The 21946-nt window shown below is 58.6% G+C and carries 14 protein-coding genes; 6 read left to right on the plus strand and 8 right to left on the minus strand.

Features of this window, described 5'->3' with window-relative positions:
• The first annotated feature begins 6 nt into the window (after positions 1–6).
• The 5 genes from GE253_RS04170 to GE253_RS04190 all read left to right on the plus strand — a co-directional run bounded on the left by GE253_RS04170 (position 7) and on the right by GE253_RS04190 (position 4710).
• Positions 7–1254: an oligosaccharide flippase family protein gene (locus tag GE253_RS04170; protein ID WP_173012485.1), complete on the plus strand. Its 1248-nt coding sequence runs from the start codon at positions 7–9 to the stop codon at positions 1252–1254.
• Positions 1255–1441: 187 nt separating this feature from the next.
• Entirely contained in the window at positions 1442–1810 is a 369-nt protein-coding gene (locus tag GE253_RS04175; RefSeq protein WP_153202891.1) for a helix-turn-helix transcriptional regulator, read from the plus strand.
• An 11-nt stretch (positions 1811–1821) separates the two neighbouring features.
• Positions 1822–2205 carry a helix-turn-helix transcriptional regulator gene (locus GE253_RS04180; protein WP_153202892.1) on the plus strand — a complete coding sequence of 128 codons (384 nt, stop codon included), beginning with the start codon at positions 1822–1824 and terminating at the stop codon, positions 2203–2205.
• The gene (locus GE253_RS04185; RefSeq protein WP_153202893.1) at positions 2202–3335 is read left to right on the plus strand and encodes a hypothetical protein; all 1134 of its coding nucleotides are present in this window, start codon (positions 2202–2204) and stop codon (positions 3333–3335) included. The genes GE253_RS04180 and GE253_RS04185 overlap by 4 nt, the downstream gene beginning before the upstream one ends.
• A 4-nt stretch (positions 3336–3339) precedes the next feature.
• A complete protein-coding gene (locus tag GE253_RS04190) occupies positions 3340–4710 on the plus strand; it encodes a hypothetical protein (protein ID WP_153202894.1) in 1371 nt (456 codons plus the stop codon).
• A 358-nt stretch (positions 4711–5068) separates the two neighbouring features.
• Here GE253_RS04190 and GE253_RS04195 read toward each other — a convergent pair whose 3' ends face one another.
• The 8 genes from GE253_RS04195 to GE253_RS04230 all read right to left on the minus strand — a co-directional run bounded on the left by GE253_RS04195 (position 5069) and on the right by GE253_RS04230 (position 20599).
• Entirely contained in the window at positions 5069–5500 is a 432-nt protein-coding gene (locus GE253_RS04195) for a hypothetical protein (protein WP_153202895.1), read from the minus strand.
• A 17-nt stretch (positions 5501–5517) separates the two neighbouring features.
• The gene (locus tag GE253_RS04200) at positions 5518–6876 is read right to left on the minus strand and encodes an HlyD family type I secretion periplasmic adaptor subunit (RefSeq protein ID WP_153202896.1); all 1359 of its coding nucleotides are present in this window, start codon (positions 6874–6876) and stop codon (positions 5518–5520) included.
• A gap of 79 nt (positions 6877–6955) precedes the next feature.
• Entirely contained in the window at positions 6956–8725 is a 1770-nt protein-coding gene (locus GE253_RS04205) for a type I secretion system permease/ATPase (protein WP_153202897.1), read from the minus strand.
• Between the two features lie 276 nt (positions 8726–9001).
• The gene (locus GE253_RS04210) at positions 9002–9544 is read right to left on the minus strand and encodes a hypothetical protein (protein WP_153202898.1); all 543 of its coding nucleotides are present in this window, start codon (positions 9542–9544) and stop codon (positions 9002–9004) included.
• Positions 9545–9552: 8 nt separating this feature from the next.
• Positions 9553–11079 carry a class I SAM-dependent methyltransferase gene (locus GE253_RS04215; protein WP_153202899.1) on the minus strand — a complete coding sequence of 509 codons (1527 nt, stop codon included), beginning with the start codon at positions 11077–11079 and terminating at the stop codon, positions 9553–9555.
• A gap of 105 nt (positions 11080–11184) precedes the next feature.
• Complete coding sequence (locus tag GE253_RS04220; RefSeq protein WP_153202900.1) at positions 11185–12417, minus strand: glycosyltransferase family 4 protein; 1233 nt, start codon at positions 12415–12417, stop codon at positions 11185–11187.
• Between the two features lie 98 nt (positions 12418–12515).
• Positions 12516–19124: a hypothetical protein gene (locus GE253_RS04225; protein WP_153202901.1), complete on the minus strand. Its 6609-nt coding sequence runs from the start codon at positions 19122–19124 to the stop codon at positions 12516–12518.
• Between the two features lie 521 nt (positions 19125–19645).
• Positions 19646–20599, minus strand: a complete 954-nt coding sequence (locus GE253_RS04230; RefSeq protein WP_153202902.1) for a glycosyltransferase family 2 protein — start codon at positions 20597–20599, stop codon at positions 19646–19648.
• A gap of 239 nt (positions 20600–20838) precedes the next feature.
• On the opposite strand from GE253_RS04230, the gene GE253_RS04235 reads away from it, so the two are divergent.
• Entirely contained in the window at positions 20839–21843 is a 1005-nt protein-coding gene (locus GE253_RS04235) for a glycosyltransferase family 2 protein (RefSeq protein ID WP_153202903.1), read from the plus strand.
• The last annotated feature ends 103 nt before the right edge of the window (positions 21844–21946 follow it).

Below are 21946 nucleotides of genomic sequence, written 5' to 3' on the forward strand. Positions count from 1 at the left end.
TGCACCATGATCGACCGCAAGATTCTTCACAATATCTCCTATCTCGGCCTCACCAACGTTGCCAACCTGATCATCCCGTTGGTGGTGCTGCCCTTTATCACCCGGGTGCTCGGGCCGACACAGTTCGGGCAATATGCCTGGGCTGTATCGGCCGGCACCTTGCTGGGTCTGGTGTGCGATTTCGGCTTTAACTGGAGTGCGGCGCGCGAAGTGGCCATCCATAAGGAGGATCGCCGCCGCACCGCCGCCATCGTTGCCGAAGCCTATGCAGTACGCGCCCTGCTGTTCACCCTGACCGGTCTGGTGATTTTCACCATCTGGACCCAGTTGCCCCATGAGGGTGGCGTGGGTGCGGTGTTGTCTTTCGTACCATTGATCGCTTTTTGCAATCTGCTGACTCCGCCCTGGCTTTTCCAGGGGCTGGAGCAGTTTCGCATCGTCGTCTTCTCCTCCATGTTCGGACGCCTGATCGGGGTGATTGGCATCTTCGCCTTGGTGCGCGGGCCGGCGGATGCAGGTTTGGCAATCATGCTGACGGCGGCAGGGGCCGTGCTGCCGGGGTTGGTCACCTTCCGCTTCCTGGCGCGCCATTATGGCGATGTGCTCCACCTGCCCACACGGGCGGCGGTCGGAGCGCGGTTGCAATCCGCCTGGCGTATTTTCACGGCAGATCTGGTGATCCAGGTCTATACCATGGCGCAGACTTTCCTGGTCGGGCTGCTGGGCGGACCGGTGGCTGCCGCCCAGTACAATATCGGCGACCGTTGCCTGAATGCTGGCAAGGGTTTCCTGGCCGCGATCACGCAGGCCGCCATGCCACGGGTGGCCAATCTGGCCGTCACCGATCCGACGGCTGGTATGCGGTTGATCCGCAAGGTGATGCTGATGGTGGGTTGCGTCGGCTTGGCTGGCGGGCTGGTCATGGGCTTTGCTGCCGACCTGCTGGTGATGGTTGCCTTTGGGCCGGACTTCATGGAGTCGGCGCGGGTGCTGCGTATCCTGGCACCCGTCCCCATCCTGGTCGGGGTGGGCTCCTGCTTCTCCTCCCTCTATATGTTCAACTATGGGGAGGGAAAGTTATGGTCCGTGATGCTGAAAGTGGCAGCTGCCATCAATTTTGGTACCATGCTTGGCCTGCACCTGTTGGGGGTCGATATGCATATAGCGGCCCCCATAGCTGTGGTTGCAGCCGAATCATTCGTCTTCTGCCTTGCCGGGTATCGCTTCCTGCTGGCCGTGCGCCTGGGAAAATGAGCCAATAGTGGCAATTTCATGGCAACCCCTGCCGGTACTGCCCAACTTTCATGCGGCGAACTGTGGCTTCTGCGCCGCCCGGCTTAAGTTTTTTGGTCCATAGGTGGATGCAGGCAATAAGTGAAGTGGTATTCTGTTATAAAGTCGCTTATGTTGGGGTCTAAGGAATCGATCTCAAGGATGTCGCATGTACACCCACCCCCAACATGGTGGCGGTGAAGAGGTCAAGGAGTTGCGCCGACGCGCAGGCTCCTGGCTGAAGAACCGCCGCACGGAAGTCGGGCTGACACAGCGCGCTTTGGCAGAAGCTGTCGGCCTTGAATATTACACGATGGTTTCGATGATTGAGGCCGGTCGTGGCCGTATTCCGCCGGACAGCTATCTTGCCTGGGCAGCCGCTCTGCAAATGGTCCCGGCAGAGTTTGTACGCACTCTGATGCAGTTTTATGATCCTATCACCCACGCCATCCTGTTTGGGGAGGTTGGTGACATCGGCGGTACGATGACCGGGAGCGAGACGCCGTCTGCAAAGGCGACAAAGTTCCGGGTCGTCTAGGAAGGTTGGCGATGGGCGAGATCATTCCCCTGCGTTCCGATCCTTTGGAAGCGCCGCGTAGCGACACGCAAGAGCTCTTCCAGCGTGACCGGATCAACCAGGCGCGGGAAAGACGCGCCGCATGGGGGCGCGCCATCCGCCTGCAACGACTGACCACCGGTCTGACCACACGCGGTCTTGCCAGCCACATCGGTTTGGCCAGCCCTGGTATCATCAGTGCGGTGGAAGCCGGGCGTGGGCGGATACCGGAGGGTAGTTTGCTGGGGTGGGCGGAGGCTTTGGGAATGGAACCGACCTTGTTCGCTGCAAGCTATCTGGCCGCCTTTGAACCGGATGCCGCGGCCCTGTTGCTGATCAATAGCCGGGAGGATGGCGCTAAAGGAGAGGCGTCATGAGCGTCTCAGCCGATATATTCACCTTCCCCGGCCGTAATGGCGGGGGGAATAGCGGGACCTGGGGCAACCAGGATTTGGCCGATATCTATCGCTGTATCGACCTCTTCGCCCGGCATGGCGTTGTTCTTGAGGCTGCATCTGGTTTGACGGACGAGGGGGATCCCTGGTTTGCCCTTGAGGATGTGGCCACCGCCGAAACCTTGGTCCATATCGCCAGGATCGATGGATTCTTCATTGTTCATGTCATGGACGGGGAAACCTGGCAGGCCGACACCCTGCGGGCCGCCCTGGCCAACCTGGATTTGAGCGCATTGGCTCTTGTTGATTCCCATGTGCCCGCTGACCATGGTCACGATGGCACGGATAACAAGACCGACCCGGATGGGTCACATGCGTTCTTGCGTATCGTCAGTGCCGTCATTGCGGTGCTGACGGCGGATGTGATCGCCAGCACAGTGGCGCATGACGCGATGGCGTCGCCCCTGCCGGACGTCAGCGAACCTGTCGCTGGCGATCACGCCTTCGATACTAACAGCCATACGCTTGCATTGCCAGAATTGCATGAGGCGGTGAAAGCCAAACTTCACCCTTCCGCGGAGGCGACAACCGATGGCGCCGGGTTAGAGGCGACGTCTATGCCGTCGCCGCCCCCTGTTCCCGGGAACGGGGAGAAGACTGCCGTCTTGTTGCTGGCAGAAGAAGCGCCGGCTATCCAACATGGCACGCCACCACAGCTTGCTGTCGCTGACCTGCTCATGCTCGCAGAGGCCAGCGCGCCGATCAAGATTGAAGCGGCAGCACAGCCGCTGCTCGTCATGGCGGCCGGTGTTCAGGGACAGACATCGGAGCAACCGGCCGTTCTGCATTTCTTCAGCAGCGACAACGTCGTTCTCTCGGGAACGGAGAAGAAGGATTTGTTCCTCGTCTCGCTGACACCAGACCATGAACGCCTGCAAATCACCGCAGACAATTTCCAGTCCGACCATGACAGCCTTGTGGTTGAGACATCGGAGCATGACAGCACAACAAGCGGCGTTATTCTTGACCTGTCACAGGTGGCCGTGCAGGCAGGGGGATTGACGATGATCGGCCAGTCGACAACCGGCGATTTGCCGCTTTCAGGAGGTTGAGGAAATGTCTTTTGCCGCTCAAACGCTTCTGATGGCGGGCAGCAACGTCATGACAATCGACGAGCTGAGCCTTTATCATGCAATCAATGATCAGCGGGTTGCCCAGGGGCTTTCCGCCCTGCGCCCGGTAGTGGATCTGACAACCCTTGCGGGGCAGCACGCTGCCGATTTCAGCAGTAATGTTGGCTATGCTAACTGGTCTGCCGCACCCTCGGTCACCGCCCGTCCCGTCCCCACTCTGCATCATTGGAGCGATGGCAGTTCCTTCCTTGATGGCGTGTTAAGCGTCGCCACCGGGCTCCGCCTCACGCTGCCGACCGGCTTGGCAGAAAATGCGGAGGGCACGTTGGTCGGGCAGACCAACGACACCTTGCTGCACAATTGGCTGGGCAATCCCGCCACCAGCTCAAATCTGCTTTTTGCCGGCTGGGACACGATGGGGGTCGGCATTTCCGGCGACATGACCTATGTCGTATTCGGGAATTATGACGATACCGTACAAACCACGACACCTGTGATCCTTGGTACTGACAAGAGCGATAATATCCGCACCACCCCCTGGGCTGATGTCATCCTGGGCGGAGCTGGAAACGACATATTCACAGCAGCCTCCTACGGTGATCGACTGGACGGCGGCAGCGGGGCGGACCGGTTGGTCCTTGATGGTCCCGCCAAAGCCTACCAGATCAAGTTTGTTGAGGAGAATGGCGAGCACTGGGCGCTGATCAATGACGACAACGGGCTGGAGTTGCGTATCCGCAATATTGAATATATCGCTTTTAAAGACCGGGTTGTCGATAGCAGCAGTTGGGGAGAACGTGTCAGTGCCGTCCATTTCGATGCAGACTATTATCTCGCTTCCAATCCCGACGTCGCAGCGGTCCTGAAGGTGGCGTATCCCACGGCAAGCAAAGAGATGCTTGCCGCCGCCGCCGCCGATCATTATTGGAGCTATGGGCAGAAGGAAGGGCGTGATCCGGCCGCCTTCTTTGATACCAGCTACTATCTGGCACATTATCCTGACGTGGCGGTGGCTGTGGAGGCTGGTTCTTTCACGGCTTTCTCGCATTACATGCTGATCGGTCAGTTTGAAAACCGGAACCCCAACGCCAAGTTTGACGCCATTGATTATCTGGCCTTGAACCCGGATATCAACGCGGCCATCAAGACGGGAGAGGTCAACTCTGCCATCGACCATTACGTTCTCTATGGTCAAAAGGAGAAGCGAGAGGCGATGTTCGATGAGGACTATTATCTCTCAGCCTACCCGGACGTAGCTGCGGCCATCAATGCGGGGGCCTTCACCAATGCCTTGTCTCATTTTATACTTTACGGTGCCGCTGAAGGGCGCCACGGCTATGCGGATTTGATCTGATAGTTTCCCCGCTGGCGCTTTGGCCGTTACGGGAGCCCTGTGCATTTGCATGGCTAACACCAGGGGCCATGGATCATGCCTCTTGGTTCAGATAAGTTCGCTCAATCACCGGACGCTGCTTCCGGCAGCCAACGGTCGCTGGCTGCCATTGTGCACGACCGTGCCACCAGTATGAAAACCTATCGACAGTGCCAGCCCCAACATCAATCGCGGGAAAGGCGCTGATACCAATCTCCCTTGATCCTGACCGATTCAGGGAGATTTTGTGTTCCCTCATGTGCCGGGTGGGCGCTTAAGGTACCCTTGGCACGCTCCGTAATGCCGAGCCAAGGGTACCGACCTCCAGACCGCCTAAAGGTCAACCTTTAGGCGGTCTGGTATGAGCCGGCTCAATCAAACGACCAAGAAAATACTCAAGCCGGTGGCATAAATCATCCACCTGCTCTGCAGCAAGCCGGTCAAAGCGCCGCAACATGTTTATTGTCGTGTCATCCAACCGGGGGTAAGCCAGAAGCAGCCCTTCTGACTCCCCGGCAGCAGACCGTACAAATAACCTGAATGCATGACCATTCATGACAAAATAGGCCAGCAGGGCAACAAAACCCACCTTGTCCTGCAGGAAGAAGGTAGGGCACTCAACATAGGCGCTATCTGGAACCAGATCGGTCAAAACCGCATCTGGCACCACCAAACTGTTGGGGGAGAGTCCGCAACAGGCGACGCCACGTGCCAACTCCCGAGGGGCCGCCTGCAAGCGCCAGACCGGCCCCTTCTCGCGTATGGTCAGCATGGCATCACCAGTGTCGGTCAAACCTCCTTGAACGCACGGAAGAAGCTGTCCGTCAGCGGCTTCATCAGATACTCAACCAGCGTCCGCTCGCCAGCCCTGACCAGCACTTCCGTCGGCATACCCGGGACGATCTTCTGACCACCCAGCTTTGACAATTGATCCTCCGGCACTTCTACACGCGACAAATAATAGCGGTTACCCCGCTGGTCGGTTGTTACGTCAGCATCGACCTGTATCACCGTTCCCAACAAAATCGGGATCTGGCGACTGGACAAGGCTGAGAAACGAACCTCCGCTTCCTGTCCTACAGCCACATTGTCAATATCGTTGGGGCTGACCATTGCCTCAACGATGAGCCTCTCGTTGTTGGGGACGAGCTCCATGATGGTTTCACCGCCACGCACGACCCCGCCCAGTGTATGGACGCGCAGACCAACAATGATACCATCACCCGGGGCCTTCACTTCGCGTCGCTGCAAAACATCATCGGCGTTGGTCAATCGGTCTTCCAGATCAAAAATCTGCTGCTGGGCCTCACGCAGCTTATCAGCAACGTCTTCCTCAAATGCCTTACGAACCTGCAGGATCTGCAACCGGGCTTCGCCAATCTGCATTCTGGCGCGGGCGATCTCGCCTTCATAATTACCGCGCTCGCCATCAAGCTCAGCGCGGTTACGCTGGAGCTGAAGCAACCGCGTCTTTGAGGCATAGCCCTTATCGTAAAGCTGCTTCAAACCATCCAGCTCATCGTCAATAAGACGGATCTGCTCTGTATTTGCCAGAACCTGGGCCTCAAAACCCTTTATCTGCTCATCAAGCTGCTTGACGCGTTGCTCATAGATGGAAAGCTGGCCAGCCAATGTCAGCCGACGGCTTTCAAACAGCTGCTGTTCATTATTACGGATACTGAGCTTACGACCATTTTCGTCCGCTCCCTTCATCAGTTCGTCCGACCAGTTGATCCGCTTGCTCTCATCCCGCTCTGCGAGCAAACGTGCCTCTTTGGCCTTGGCCGACAGGAACTGGCCGTACAAGACGTCGCGCTGCGCCTGAGACGATACCTCGTCCAAACGCATCAGAACCTGGCCAGCCTTCACCGCATCACCATCCCGCACCAGGATTTCCGATACGATACCCCCTTCCAGATGCTGGATGCTCTTGCGGTTGCTGTCCACCACAAGCGTACCGGGGGCCACAATCCCCTTTGCAAGCGGGGCAAAGACAGACCACGCCAGAAGACCGCCAAAAGCAATCAGGATCAACGTCAAGCCGAGACGTATAATCGGCATTTCGTCGGTGGGAACCTGCGGTGCCGGTCCCTTCTCAAGGCCAGGTACCGGCAGCGGGGGGGTGTTGCTCGTGACAAGGTCGGTCATGCTTGCGCACTTTCACAAAGGTCAGCACCAGCATGGTGCCTAAAGCAAATGTCGTTAAAGGGGGTGATGCAGGGCAACATCACGCACCCGACGCGCCGGAAACCTGACCCTGCGGGGGTGCCCCCTGCGGAGGAACCGCAGGCTGATTTGCCACCGGGCGGGTGAGCCGGGCAATCACTTCCTGTTTCGGCCCGAACATCTCCACCATTCCTTCACGCAACAACAGCACCTTATCCACATGGTTCAGAATGCTGGGACGGTGTGAAATCAGGATCACCGTCGCGTTCATCTGCTTCAACCGCTGAAGGCCATTCACCAGGGCCACTTCGCCATCGGAATCGAGGTTGGAATTGGGCTCATCCAGAACGACGAAGGTAGGATTGCCATAAACGGCCCGCGCCAAGCCCAAGCGCTGGCGCTGACCGCCGGACAGAGCAATCCCGCCCGGGCCGATTAATGTATCATAGCCAGACGGCAACCGCAAAATCAGGTCATGCACGCCGGCCAACTGTGCGGCCTCTACCACCTTTACGGCGTCAACCGTGCCGAAGCGGGCGATATTTTCCTTGATGGTACCGTCAAAAATTTCGACATCCTGCGGAAGATAGCCGATATGCGGACCGAGTTGTTCATGATCCCAAGACGACACATCCGCACCGTCGAGCCGCACCGAACCGGAATGCGGCGCCCAAACGCCAACCAGCAGCCGCGCGAGCGTGGACTTGCCGGCGGCGCTGGGACCAATGATCGCCAGGGACTCCCCTGCCGCCAATGCAAAACTGACCCCTTTGATCGTCGGCGCGTTGGCCCCCGGCGGCATCGCAACCACCCGATCGACCGCCACATTCCCCACCGGCGCCGGCAGTTCCATTGTGTCCGCGTTGGGAGTGAAGGCGCGCAGCAGATCGTCCAGGCGGCTATAGGCACCGCGGGCGGAAACGAACGACTTCCAGGAACCGATCGCCTGTTCCACCGGTGCCAGACCACGTCCCATGATGATCGACGCGGCGATCATCACACCCGGGGTAATCTGCCCTTCCAATGCCAGATAGGCACCGAAACCCAGCATTGAGGATTGGAGCAGCAGGCGGATAAATTTAGTCAGCGCACTGATGCTGCCGGCACCGTCGCTAGCCTGTGCTTGCAATATCAGTGCCTTTTCCTGATTGACACGCCAGCGGCGGCGGATACCGGGCAACATACCTAAAGCCGCCAGCACCTCGCTGTTCTTCAAACTGGCTTCAGCGAAAGATGCCGCCTTGATGGCATGTAAATTCGCCTCGTTCAGCGGCTTCTTGGTCGTCACCTCGGTAACGTAGGCCAATGCGAAGAGGATCAGCGCGCCAACGGTGGCAATCAGCCCCAGCAACGGGTGCATCATGAAAACGATGCCGATAAAGATCGGCGCCCAGGGCGCGTCAAACAGCGCGAACGGCCCCTGTGAGGTGATGAATTGCCGCAGCGTATCTAGATCGCGCAGCGACTGGGCGCGATTGGCAGCGGGACTGCGGAGATTAAGAGCGAAAATGGCGTCAAATACCTTTCCGCTCAAGGTCTGATCCATCTTGCCGCTGACGCGCACCAGCACACGGGACCGAACCATTTCCAACAAGGCCATCAACAGCATCATCCCGGCAATGATGAGGCTGAGATACAGCAAGGTGGATTCGCTGCGGGCAGTCAATACACGGTCATAAACCTGCAACATATAGATAGGCGAGGTCAGCATCAGCAAATTAATGAAGAAGCTGAATATCGCCACAAAGAAGAACGCCCGACCGGAGCTCTTCAACGCCTGGCGTAATTGTGACGGGGCGCCTGCCTGGCGGTTGACGGGAACAATCTTCATCGGGTTCGCCTGCTTCCAGATGCTGGTCACAAAAACAGCCAACCACGTCCGGGTGGCTGGCTCTCCATTTTAACGTTTAAGCCGCCCTGTCTGCAACAGCACGAAACGGGTAGCTGATGCAACCATTCCTCCCGGCACAGGCGGAATGCAACAACAAGATTGCGGTGTTTCAGCGGCGCATGGCATCCAAGGACGTTATGACGCAGGAACCGAACGGACGCGACAATGCCGGGAAGGTCCACCCTAACCGGGTCCGCCAGTGCCCGGCCAAGCCATTCAGCAGGGACGCGTCCCCTCGGGAAGCACAATCTGACCGCGGCGGTCAACCCAGGCCAGTTCATCCAGATTCCAGCCCGCTTCCTGGCATTTCTTCAACAGCATATTGACGAACTGATGCACCAGTTCTCTAGGCAGGCTCAGCCAAGCCTGCTCCCCCGCCTCGACCAGGAAAGACAGGCGGACCATCCCGCGCGTGATTGTCACATCGATGCGGTCCAGTAACCGGGGCGTCTGGGCCTGAAGCTGCGCTGCCAGCGCTGGCGCCACAGTAGATGGCGACACATTGCAGGCGGTGACGCGGTTTACCGCGTCCATATGCTCGAACAGCAAAACATCCCCCCGATGATCCGGACCACTGCGCGCCACCAGATCACTCGTTCGCATCAGCAAGTCCAGCAGACCAGACAACAGCGCCCTTGTCAGACGCCGTGTCAGGTACATGTCCATTCCCGTTGCCACCGTGCGGGCGGTCAACACGAGCCGATCCTGGTGCAGATCATAGCGCAAATCCAGGCTGCTGGCCGCCACTGAGGTCATCATGCTGCTACCTATGCAATGCCGAGCCGCCGCAACAGCGGCAGTGTATCCACCTGGAAAACTCTGTACTTCCCGCGTAATTCGGTCAAATTATCTGCATCATCCGTCAACGGTTTGCCATCACGAAACATTCGTTGATTATTGCGTGACAGGGCCCGCCAGACAAAAGCGCTTGGATCGGCCTCTCCTTCCGTTAAGGCCAGCAGGAACAACTGTGACACCTGGTCCTGCATCACCGCCCCGCCGAATACAGGGGATGCCAGATATTGAAGCTCGGATGACCAGCGTGCCCGCCGCATGACCGCTTCATTAAACGCGCGACAACGCTGGTGACGCTCCTCCGCGCCGACGTCAGACAGAACGGGCTGCACATAGCCAACGCCTACCAACACCATCAGTGCCTGCTGAACACGCTGTGGGTTCATGGCAACCAGAGCCGGATCCGTCAGCAGTTCAGTAAAGCTAGGGCACCCCCGCTCTAAAGCGTCCAGCAGGGGAACATAAACTTCCTCCTGCAGCACGGCTTCCCCCATAGCGCCCTTCACCTTCATGCTGACCTTGGTGCGTTCAACGGACAAGGTGAAACGCTGGCGCGCCCACAGACTGTGCGACTCACCCGTCAATAATCTTACAGCCCCCTTGACGAAAATATCGCGCCGGAATTGCTGGTTGACCATAAAATCGCGCAGGGTCTCGCGCCGAGAGACATCATCAATCTGATTCAGCACTTGTTGCTGTTCAGGGCTCAGATTGATGGCATCCAGACGGTCCAGCAGAAATGCTGACGTAATCCAACTCAGCTTGGCTGCGGCCAACTCCGCCGCAACATCCCCGTGGTAGAAGGGCGTCCAATGTTCATTAAAAAATTCGTGAGCCAGATAAGCCCGCGACTGACCCTTAATACGATTCAGCCGGTCGGCAACACCGGGATTATGGGCAAAGTAGCGGCCATTCACCCCAGATACCGTCTCCGCCAGACGCAATGCCTCTTCGATGCGTGCGAACACGGATTTACCCGCTGCCCCGGCGGCACCCTCAACCAGAAGCCGGCGTAATGGCATCGCCGCCGCCCAGCCTGGCAAAGTATTATAGGAGATGTAAACCAACCCGCCGGGACGCAAGCGTCGCCGGATGAATTCAACAATCTCCCCCCGGTGTTTATCACTGATCCAGCTATAGATACCGTGCAGAGCGATGATATCGAAATCGGGTAAATCGGTACGTGCTACAAACTCTCCGAAACTATCCTCATAAAAAGTGATGTTGGTACTGTCGGCTGCAGCGGCCAGATCGCGCGCGCCGACGACCTGTGTCGGATTGAAATCCGTCGCGTGGAACTGAATATGCGGATTGGCTGCCGCCAGCAGATTGCTGGAATAACCCTGCCCGCAGCCCAGCTCGCAATAAGCAAGCGTCTGGGGAGCGCGATGGCCAGACAGTAACGCCGCAAACTCAAGCAGAGAGGGGGTAAGCTCACGGTAAAAACCATGGGTATATGAGACTTCAGCCATATAACCAGCGGACCAATCTGTTGTCATCGCCTGCTGCCTTTGGTTAGTTATAGAGCGCGAGCCATTAATGATGGAAATCAGCGACCTGTCAGTCAATCAACTCAACATGAAAGCAAAGCTGGCCGGAAAATCTTAATTCGCGTGCCCCATCTTCGCAACACGATCAATCAGGGCTTGCTGACGCGGTAGGCAGACACGTGCGAGGTCATAGCGATCCACCACGGTCTGCCGGGCCGATTGGCGCATCCCCTGGTATCGCTGGCCATGTTCCAACACCTCGCCCACCGCATGGGCAAGCCCTTCGTAATCGAAGAAATCGACCAGCAGCCCATTATGCCCGTGCTCAATCACCTCCTGTACCGGCGGCGTCGCACTGCCGATAATGGGCGCGCCACATGCCATAGCCTCCAACATCGACCAGGACAGCACAAACGGGTAGGTCAGATAAACATGTGCCGCCGAAACCTGCATCAAGGCCGCGAATGTAGGATACGGAATATGCCCCACAAACGCGACGCGCGTAAGATCAATCCGATCTGAGACCTCGTTGAGGAATATCTCCTTCCAGGTTTTTCCCTCCGGCGCCTTGGAGCCATAGGAGACGCCGTCGCGCCCGACCACCACGAAAAAGGCATCCGGGGCCAACTGCTGCATCAAAGGCAGGGCCCGCATGAAGCTGTGATAGCCGCGATAGGGCTCCAGATTGCGGTTAATGAAGGTCACCACCTTCATGCCTGGCCGCAAAACAAGGTTACGACCGGCCAGCGTGACAGAGGCGTCGGGGTTGGGTCGCAATTGATCTGTATTGATCCCGTCATGCACCACCTCCACCTTCGGACGGGCAAAAGCGGGATAAGATGCGCGCTGCCATTCGGTTGGGCTGTATCCGGCATCCATCTGTTCCAGCGAAATTAACCCGCCGGAATTTTTTGTTCGAACCCGGGCACCATTTTGCCACTGCGCCTGGGCAAATTCCGGATCGAAATTCACATCGCTGCCCTGGGCGGCGTAATAAAACTCAAGAAAATGCAACTGTGGCGCGCTTGGCCAGATATCGCGCAGAAACAGCATCTCTCCCCATCCAGGGTGCCCCACGATGATATCCGGCTGATAGCCGGCGGCCTTTAAGTCCGCCGCAGCCGTCGCACAGGCCTCACCGCGCAGTACTTTAGTTTCAAAATCGCTGACCCAAGGGTGAATGTTGGGAGAGGTTCCGCGATGCGGTCGATAGCGGATGAACCGGGGACCAAGTATCTCCGTACCTTCGATCGCCAACGCCGTCACCTCATGGCCAGCCGCGATTAATGCCGGCACCAGCGATTTGAACTGACCTGGAAAATTCTGATGAATGAACAGGATCTTCATTGAAATTGTCTAACCAAAAAAGAAGCCCCGCCGCTCGCACGGCGGGGCTGAATGCCCTGGAAGGGGAGACCAATCGGTCTCCCCGATAGAGGGTAAGATTAGAAGCTGAAGTCGTTGAAGCGGAAGTTGTCCAGCCAAGAAGCAGCCGTACCACCACCGTTCGTAACGCCGACCAGATCGATCACCATGTCGTCAGCCTGGTTGAAGTCACCATCGCCATTCACGTCGATGAAGACGCGGAGGTTAGTGGTGCCCTGTTCCAGCTGAACAGCGACGCGACGATCAACACCGCCATCGTCAAACAGGTCGGTCAGGGTAGAAGCGTTATCCACCGAAACCGGGTTGGAGTACTTAATAGCGGCCGTACCGGTGCCGGTGAAGCCGAAGGAGGACAGATCAATAACGTCAGTGTTGCCATCGAAGTTGGTGATCTCGTCACGGGTACCCAGGGTCGACTGGTCACGAGCGGTGTAAACCAGCTCGTAGCTGCCGACGCTGCCGCCAGCGTTGGACAGGGTCTGGGCATCCGCACCGCTCGTCTGAAGAACGCGGAACACCACGTCACCAGCGACAACAGTACCGATGTCTTCCAAGTCGATGGACACGTCCGCCGCAGCGCCAACACCACCAACGGCGTTGTCGGAACCCAGATCCACCACGATCGTTGCGTCGTTGGCGTCGCCATCGGTGTCGTTGTTACCGTTGGTGAGGCCGAGAGCGGCGTTCAGCACGTTAGAGGTATCGGCCACCGAGATCACGATCTTGTCGACAGTGGTCGTGAAGCCGGTGACGATATCAGCCGTGCCGGTGGTCGCCTGGTTGAAACCGGACGATTCCGTCGCTGCCGATGCGCTGTAGATGATGCGGTCAACAACGCTGGCACCTTCGGTCAGGACAATGCTGTCCGCGCCGGCGCCACCAACGATGATGTCCTTGCCTTCGCCGCCGGTCAGCGTGTCAGCACCGCCACCGCCAGAGATGGAGTCGTTACCGGCGCCACCGTTCAGACCATTGGCCGAGCTGCTGCCCGTAATGAAGTCAGCGATGGAAGAGCCAGTCACGTTCTCGAAGTTGCTCACGTTGACGGCGTTGACAACGGACGGGCTCGCACCCGTGCCGTATTCCTGCACCAGACCGCTTTCCAGATTAACAACGTTTTTGGCGCCGTTGGTCAGGGCAGAGACGTCGATGGTGTCGGAGGTATTGCCGCTCGAAGCAACCAGGGTCAACGAATTGGCGCTGCTCGACACCGTATCGCCGTTGAAGGTGTGCGTCGCAGTACCCAGCGTCAGCGCACCCACGGTGAAGTTGGTAGCGGTGGTGACCGCACCAGCGTCAACCTTGTTCGCACCAGCGCCCAGGTTGAAGGTATGAGCAGCAGCCGTCTCCGCATCGGTGACGATGACGGTTTCGGCATTGGCGCTACCGGCAACCACGGTGAAGCTTGCACCGCCGACCACGTTCATGAAGCGGGCGAAGACCTGGCTGGCATCCGCCGTGCTGGCCACCGAGGTACCGCGCAGAACATTGGTAGCGCCAGAAGCGGTACCGTTCGGATCAGCAAACTCGTTGGTCGGGTTGTTATTGGAAGCCTCGGCAGAGAAGTTGATCGTCGTGTTCAGCGTCACCGCCGACAGATCAATCGTGTTCACACCGGTGCCACCGAAGTAACGCTCAACATTGGTGGCCTGATCGACGCGATCCTGCGTGCTGTTGTTCAGGTTGTTGTCGCTGTTGCCATCGACGATCACCAGATCAGCACCGGTACCGGAGTTCACCACCACATTGACGCGGCCCGTTTCAGCCCGATAGTCCAGGATGTCGTCGCCGGCACCCAGATCAAACTTGAACAGGTTGACGTTGACCGACGTGGTCGTCGCCGCACCGTAAGCGGAAGCCAAGCCAATGGCAGTAGCCGTAGCAGAGGCGCGGGTGTTGGACATCGCATTGTCGAGGATGACGCGGTCAGAGCCGGTCGAACCATTGACCTTCTCAACCTCGGTCAGGCCGGTAACGGTCAGACGCTCGGTGCCAACACCGTTGCCGGTGACAGCGATGCCGCCAGCATTCAGCGTGCCACCGCCCAGGGTAGCGAGAACCGTAACCGCACCACCGTAGTTAACGGTAGCACCAGCAATGGCAGACACATCCAGCGTATCGTCAGCGGTGCCGGTAGCAGCATTAGAGATGTTGAGCTGCTCGACGCTCACCAGACGATCGGTGCCGCCGCCAGCCAGAGCGACCGTATCGGTGTCAGCCGCAGCTTCCACAGAGATGGTCATGGCCGGACGACCAGCAGCCGCCAGAGCGGAGTGGTCATAAGAGACCGTATCAGCACCATTGGTACCCTGGCTGCCCAGGTTAATGGTGTTGAAGGAAGCATACTGGCTGGCATCCAGGTTGACGGTGTCATTGGCGTTGCCACCAATCACATTCTCAACACCGGTGACATTGAGAACCGCGTAGTTGCTTTCGTTGGCGTCAGCAACGTCGCCGTCATTGTTCAGATCAACCGTACGGGTAACAGCGTTACCGGTGCTCGTCAGATTGACGGTCACGCCTTCGCTGGCCAGCATCGCGGTGTTCGGCGAAGCCGTGGTCACCACGTTGATACGGTTGGACAGCGCCGAGACATCCAGCGTATCGGTCACGGTCTGCGAGGCGTTACCGATGGTACGAACCTGTTCAATACCGCTGAACTGGGTCGTGCCAACAGTCGTGGTGCCATCGACAGACGTAACAGTACCCTTGCCCTTGCCCAGCAGATCATCGCCCGCATCCACGGCAACCGTGAAGGCAGTGGTGGCGGTGAACAGGTCGCGCTTGAACAGCAGGGTGTCTTCGAAGGTGGTGCCGGTCAGGTCGCCGCCACCAACAATGGTGTCAGTACCCTTGGAACCATAGAAATCGTCGTCACCGGTACCGCCCGACAGGCTGTCATTACCGTTGCCGCCGATCAACAGATCGTCACCATGCAGACCGTTCGCCTGAGCGTCCTTGCCCGTCAGCGTGCTGCCGGCATTGCTGGCGGTCAGCAGCACAGACTTGCTGTCAGCCGAGGTGAAGGTGTTGACGGTCGCCGGCTCACCAACGAACAGCACGTTGTCAGCGGTGAAACCGCCGTTACGGGCATCGTAGTTCAACAGCGTGATCTGGTTGCTCGAAGAAGCAGCGTTGCTGACCGTTGCGCCGTTCACCAGCAAGGTCGCCGTCGGGGCCGAACCACCGGAGCCGTTCACCAGGGTGAAGGTCGGGGCCATCATGAAGACGTCTTCGTCACCGGAAATCAGCAGCGTGTTGACGACGTTGCCGTCGACAGTGGCCGTGTCCAGCGAAGCCGTCAGCTTACCAGCGGAACCGCCGGCATCACCGTTATTGATGGCGTCGCGGATTTCCTGCAGGCGGGCGGTTTCGCTACCACCAGCCAGCTTCACCGTGAAGGACTGACCATTCACCGTGACGGTGACGGTATCGTCAACGTTCAGATCCGTGAAGCGAGCTTCGTAAACCTGGCCATTGACCAGACCGGTGCTGACATTGCCAGCAGCGTCGGTGGTGAAACCAACGGCCAGCTTCTCACCTTCGAGGGTCAGAGCCGTGTTGGTGGTGTTCACGCCCGTGTTGGTCGCACGGTCGGCATAGGTCTGGAAGACCAGACGGTCCTGCTCGTCCGTGGTCACCGCGGCGGTGCCCTGGGTGATCGGACCGAGGGTAACCGGCAGAGCCGTACCGGAAACCGAGGTCACGCCCGGAGCGGTCGCCACGCGGCCGACAGAGTCGGTGAAGCGGATGGTGGTCGCATCCACGGCGGTAACCGTCACACCCGCCGGCAGCGCGCCGGAGAGGATGGAGACGATACCGGCCAGATCGGTTGCCGCAGCCACATTGACATTGATCGTGCCAACGCCCGCCAACTGGAAGGACACCGCACCAACATCATCAACACGGGTCAGATCCGTGAAGGTGAAGTTGATGGTGGTCGGCGAACCGGGGATCGTGGTGCCCTTAACAGCGAAATCCTGCGTGAACAGGCCAGCACCAGAGGCGTCGGTGTCCCAGATGCCGTCATTGTTGGCATCAAGCTGACGATGAACGACGTCCACGCCGTCGCCAGCCTGGAACACGAACGTATCGTTGCCACGACCGCCCGACAGGCTGTCAGCACCACCGCGACCTTCGATCACGTCGTTGCCGGTGTTGGCATACAGAACGTTGGAAACATCCGTGCCGCGCAGAGCCAAGTTGGCATTGATGCCAGCGAAATTCTGCTGCGACTTGACGTTGATGTCGTTCTTGTTGGAACCATCAACATCATAATCCAGCGAGCCCAGGCCCGTGGCGATCACATTCTCGGTATTGAGAATGACAGAGCTGGAAGCACCGGTCTTGTAGTTGGTCTGATCAGCAGTGCCGGCCTTGTTGGAGCCGCCATAGCCGCGGAACTCAGCCGTCGTGGCCGAAGTACCAACGCCCAGATCAATACGGACGGTATTGTCGGTGGTCTGCGCCGTCAGAGCGGCCGTTTCACCGGCATTGTCCTTTTCACCCGCCCAGGTCGCACCGGCCAGACGCCCGGCAGTGAAATTGGTCAGGAACAGGCTGTCGGTACCAGCACCGCCGTCAATGGAACCACCGTCCATTTCAAAAACGATGCTGTCGTCGCCGGCGCCGCCAAGCAGGGTATCACGGCCATCATTCACCACGTTGGTGGTGGCGTTGACATTGAGATTGAGACCACCCGTGGCGTTCAGCAGGTTGGCATTGTTCTGCTGACGCAGCAGGTAACCAAGGTTACCGCCGAACAGCACGTCGTTACCCGCACCGCCGTCGACCGAGTCATTGTCGTAACCGGCAACGATGATGTTGTTTTCGGCGCTGCCATTGACAATCAGCTGAGCCGTGGTGCCAATACCAAAATTCTTATCGGCATCAGCGTCACGGGTGAAGCCATCCACGCGGCTGTCGGTCGCACGGCCACCAATCTTGGTGTCGATCTGATCGATCGCCTGATACAGGTTACCCGAGGCGTCGAGGTTTTCGACATCCTTCAGCGCAGCCAGCTGCACGCCGGAACGGGTGGTGACATTACCGTTATCGGTGTTACCACCAACCTGCAGGTTAACCGTGGTTGCTTCGTCATCATCCGACGCTTCCAGCAACAGCCAGTCGGAGTCCTGCGAGGCCTTGTCGTCGTAGGTATTGCCACCGTCAATGGAGAGGGTGCCATTGCCGTCGGTCGAGTCCAGCTTGGACATTTCAGCAAAGAACAGGTCAGCGTTACGGCCGCCATAGAGCTGGTCGCTTCCACCACCACGCGCCTGCGCAACGCCACCGCCAACGAGGAAGTCGTTACCGATACCGCCGAAAATGGTGTCGGCACCCAGGCCGCCCAGCACGATCGAACCGTTGGTCGTGACGCCGTCGCCGGCATAACCCGTACCATCATAGGCGATGTCGCCCAGGAAGTTCTTGGTGGTGTCGGTCTGGTTCAGCGGATTGCGGGAGTATGCATCCACAACTTCGAAGTTCTTCGCGGTGAAGATCTTGGAAGCGGAGACATTGTTCTCTACGCCGTTGGCATCGATCTTGCCGTTGCCATTCAGGTCGATACCACGAACCTGGTTCGCGGAATTGGTCAGGTCGATACGCAGGTCGGTGTTACCCGTCAGACGCAGCGTGTCAAAGCCAGCACCACCGTCAGCGGTGACATTGGCACCGGTCACGCCACCACCGACATCGGTCATGTTGACCGTAACCTTGTCAGCATTGGCCGTCGCAGCGCCAGACACGGTGATGGCAGCAGCAGCAGCCACACCGTCGTTCAGGCGCACCGGGGTGCCGGTCGCCAGCACGGCGCCGGTATCACCCAGCAGCGACACCTTGAAGCCTTCAACACCTTCGCTGACGCCATCAGCCTTCGGGGTCAGCGTGATCGTACCGGTGGTCTCACCGGCCTTGATCGTGACCGTGCCCGTCATGGCGCTGAAGTCGTTCTGGTCGACCTTCGAAACCAGACCACCCATGTCGTCAGCAGAAATCAGGTAGCTGATGGTGGTGTCGGTCGTGGCCGGCAGCTTCAGGGTAACGGTGAAGCTGACCTCCGAGCCTTCCGTAGCGGCGGCCGGCGAGCTGATGGAATAGCCCTGCGTACCGGTCGGGAACGCGCGGCCTTCGTAGATACCGTTGTTGTAATAATGGAAGCGGGCAGCTTCCACACCGGTATAGCCACCAAAGGTATTGCCGGCAGCCAGATAGTCCGCCAGATCCTTGTTCGCGGCCAAGTACGCGGCACCGTCAAACGCAGAGGCGACGCGGTTTTCGGTCACGCCATAGGTGGTGAAGTGCTGGTACAGAGCCACCGGGTCGGTGACGCCATTGGCAGCGAGATCAGGGTTGCTAGCGGCATAGATGGCAGCGTTGAACTGCGCCGCCGTGAAAATGGAACGGCCTTCGAAAATACCGAACTGCACATAGTGCAGGGTCAGCTGCGCCGGCGTGGTCAGACCAGCTTCGGCCAGGTCAGGATTGTTGGCAGCGTAAACCGCGGGATTGAAAGCTTCCGAGAAGGCACGGCCTTCGTGCACACCGTACTGCTCCCAGTGCGCCAGCCCAGAGGACAACACACCAGCCTTAACGGCTTCGGCGACGTCCGGGTTCTGGGACAGGTAGTACGCCTCATTAAAGAGGGAGCTCAACGTGACAGCCATCTAGATTCTCCGTAGGTTGGCTAACTTGCCTGACCGAAATGCTGAAAAACGGGTGGAGTTGAGCAAGCCAAAGGGCAATTTACAACCGAAATTCCGGCTGCATATGACGAGAGAAGATACTCAGCGGCCGGCTGACCGACCGCGAAATGCGGGGGCAACGACCAGAGGAAGGCATTTTGCTCACTGAAAACACGCCCGTTAGACCCTTATTCGTTCAAGCGTAGTAGGTTCTTTAAGCGAGGCTGCTCTTATACGCAAGAGCCAAATGAGCGCGGGAATCCGCGAAAACCCGACTTTGTTAAGCAACTCGCTAACATGAGGTCGCTGTTCAGGGGGCATGTGGGCGCTCTTTATGCCATCACATTGTTAATAAAGGATTTTTCTGGTGGGAGCGCTACAATGCAAAATTGCCACAGGCCGGCGCGAAAAAAGCAGGCTTGAGGATCAATTCACCGCGGCATCCGCTTTAAGCCCACGAGAATCCACCTGATGGTCGCGGGGGCAGACGGGAGAGCCCCTGCTCAAGCCCGCAAGTAGAAGCCAATTGTCCGAATCACGCCTGACAGACGAAAGCCGTGGCGAATCATTCGCAAACGGCGCGCCAGGAAGCCCTGGTGTGGCAGGAAACGGAAGGCGGCGAGGGTATTGGCACGAGCGCGAGGTAATTCTGCTCCATGCAGCCGATGCAACGCATCCGCCTGAGCATAAAGCCGATCCATCCACGCCAGGAAACGCTGCTGGTTGGCGCGAAACCGACCGCTGCGAATCTTGTCCCGAATAGCAGAAGCCGCCGACCATGGCTTCGCGCCAACCGCGTTATTTCCATGCTGGCGGTAGTCAATCAGACATTCCGGCATCGTTATGATTCTGCCACGGGCTGCACAAACCAACGCCAGCCACCAATCATGCATCAGCGATTCCGTCGGGACATTACAACCGATTCGACAGGCGGCCCGATTGATCCCCATGGCGCAACCCGTGACGACATTCTCCGTCAGCAGACGATGGAAGGCGGCCCCGGCCTTTGCATCCATCCCCTGGAACCGTCGGAAACTGGGATTGATCACCATGCCGTCGGCATCCACCACCGCCAGATCACAGAAGGCAAGCAAGGGCGTTTCGGCGCTGGTTTCCGCTTCCGCCCTGATCAGCGCGGCCACCGTTGTACCGACCTTTTCGGGATGCCAGAGATCGTCCTGGTCGGCGAACAGAATATAGGGCGCATCCGCTGCGGTCATCAGTCGGGTGAAATTAGCCGCGGCCCCACCCGCCGGCTGATCCATTTCCAATATCGACACACGGTCGGGATCACGCGCCTTCCACGCTTCAACCAAGGCCAGGGTACCATCACTGGAACCATCATCCCGCACCAGGACGCGGTAATCCCGATCCAACTGCGCCTCAATCGACGCGATCAACGCGGGCAGGTAGGTCTCACCATTGTAGGTCGCCAGGAGGATGTCGGTGCGGGCCATGATCTTCAGTCAGAAACGGAAAAGGAAAATGTGGACAGACCACAATGCTGGACTGTGGCGTGAAACAGGGGCAGGGCGGAAGCCCTACTTGCAGACGGCTTTCGAATGCCTGCCCTCCGCTCCACCCTATCCCCAGCTAGACGTGCGGGAGACCTGCGGTACCCCGACGCGCGATTGACCAATGCTCCCCCCGCGCCTAGACAAGGCAAACAGCCGAAGCCCTGGAGATAGAGTCGCAAATGACAGGATCATCCGAAGAAGGCGCAGCCGACGCCGCGCTTTGCTGGATCGTGCTGCTGAACTGGAACGGTCACGCGGATACCATCGCCTGTATCGACAGCGTGATGGCGCTGCGAAATGTCCGTTGGCGCCTCGCCGTCTGCGACAATGCCTCCTCCGACGGCTCGGCCCCCATACTCTGGCAGGCCATGCGTCAACGCTTCGGCGCCCGGTTTCAGGTACTGGGTGAGGCCGATTCCGCAACAGCGCCGCTGTCCCCGGAAACAGATGCGTTCCTGATCCAGAATTCTGCCAACCATGGCTATGCGGGCGGCAATAATGTCGGCCTGCGTCTGGCACTGCGTGATCCGGCCATGGCAGCCGTCTGGATCTTGAACAATGACACAGAGGTCGATCCCGACGCCCTGGCTGCATTGTGGCACCATGCGGAAAGACATCCTCGCCAGGGCATCATTGGCTCCACCCTACTGTATCATGACCGGCGGGATATCATTCAGGCCGCCGGCGGTGGCACCTATCACCGCTGGACAGGCCTGTGCGATCATCACGGCTATGGCGAGCATCGCCAGGCGGCGCAGCGCCATGCCAGCCGCCCTCTGGATTATGTGTTTGGGGCTGCCATGTTCATTCGTCGCCCCTGGCTGGAACAAGTCGGGCTGATGGATGAGAGCCTGTTCTTGTATTTCGAGGAGATTGATTATTGCCGCACCGGACGTGATCGGTTCGATATCGGCTATTGCCCACAGGCCATCGTCTTCCATAAGGAAGGAGGCAGCACCGGGGGCAAGCGCGAAGCCGTCAGTCTGTTGGCCGATTTTTACAATCTTCGTAACCGGTTACGTATCACCTGGCGCCATTTTCCCTATGCGCTGCCCACCGTCTGGGCCGGCTTACTGGTGACCATGCTGAACCGGTGGCGGCGGGGGCAAAGCGACAGGGTCGCCATGGTATGGCGCATCGCCATCGGCTTTCGCCATATCGAGTTCAGGGATCTGCAGCGATAGCTTGAATGATGCTTCGGGCCGTCCGCCCAAGCGCGGAAGAGTGCCCGCTATTTGGCGGGTTGCCGAGTGGTTACGGCTGAGGCATAAACGCGGCGGGGCGATA

The organism is Niveispirillum sp. SYP-B3756, assembly GCF_009495745.1.
Taxonomy (GTDB): domain Bacteria; phylum Pseudomonadota; class Alphaproteobacteria; order Azospirillales; family Azospirillaceae; genus Niveispirillum.

Bases quoted from the DNA above. Each gene is read 5' to 3' on its own strand.
- GE253_RS04200 (WP_153202896.1), bottom strand. From the start codon at position 6,876: ATGACCGACCTTGTCACGAGCAACACCCCCCCGCTGCCGGTACCTGGC.
- GE253_RS04205 (WP_153202897.1), bottom strand. From the start codon at position 8,725: ATGAAGATTGTTCCCGTCAACCGCCAGGCAGGCGCCCCGTCACAATTA.
- GE253_RS04195 (WP_153202895.1), bottom strand. From the start codon at position 5,500: ATGCTGACCATACGCGAGAAGGGGCCGGTCTGGCGCTTGCAGGCGGCC.
- GE253_RS04185 (WP_153202893.1), top strand. From the start codon at position 2,202: ATGAGCGTCTCAGCCGATATATTCACCTTCCCCGGCCGTAATGGCGGG.
- GE253_RS04180 (WP_153202892.1), top strand. From the start codon at position 1,822: ATGGGCGAGATCATTCCCCTGCGTTCCGATCCTTTGGAAGCGCCGCGT.
- GE253_RS04215 (WP_153202899.1), bottom strand. From the start codon at position 11,079: ATGACAACAGATTGGTCCGCTGGTTATATGGCTGAAGTCTCATATACC.
- GE253_RS04220 (WP_153202900.1), bottom strand. From the start codon at position 12,417: ATGAAGATCCTGTTCATTCATCAGAATTTTCCAGGTCAGTTCAAATCG.
- GE253_RS04210 (WP_153202898.1), bottom strand. From the start codon at position 9,544: ATGATGACCTCAGTGGCGGCCAGCAGCCTGGATTTGCGCTATGATCTG.
- GE253_RS04235 (WP_153202903.1), top strand. From the start codon at position 20,839: ATGACAGGATCATCCGAAGAAGGCGCAGCCGACGCCGCGCTTTGCTGG.
- GE253_RS04175 (WP_153202891.1), top strand. From the start codon at position 1,442: ATGTACACCCACCCCCAACATGGTGGCGGTGAAGAGGTCAAGGAGTTG.
- GE253_RS04170 (WP_173012485.1), top strand. From the start codon at position 7: ATGATCGACCGCAAGATTCTTCACAATATCTCCTATCTCGGCCTCACC.
- GE253_RS04230 (WP_153202902.1), bottom strand. From the start codon at position 20,599: ATGGCCCGCACCGACATCCTCCTGGCGACCTACAATGGTGAGACCTAC.
- GE253_RS04190 (WP_153202894.1), top strand. From the start codon at position 3,340: ATGTCTTTTGCCGCTCAAACGCTTCTGATGGCGGGCAGCAACGTCATG.
- GE253_RS04225 (WP_153202901.1), bottom strand. From the start codon at position 19,124: ATGGCTGTCACGTTGAGCTCCCTCTTTAATGAGGCGTACTACCTGTCC.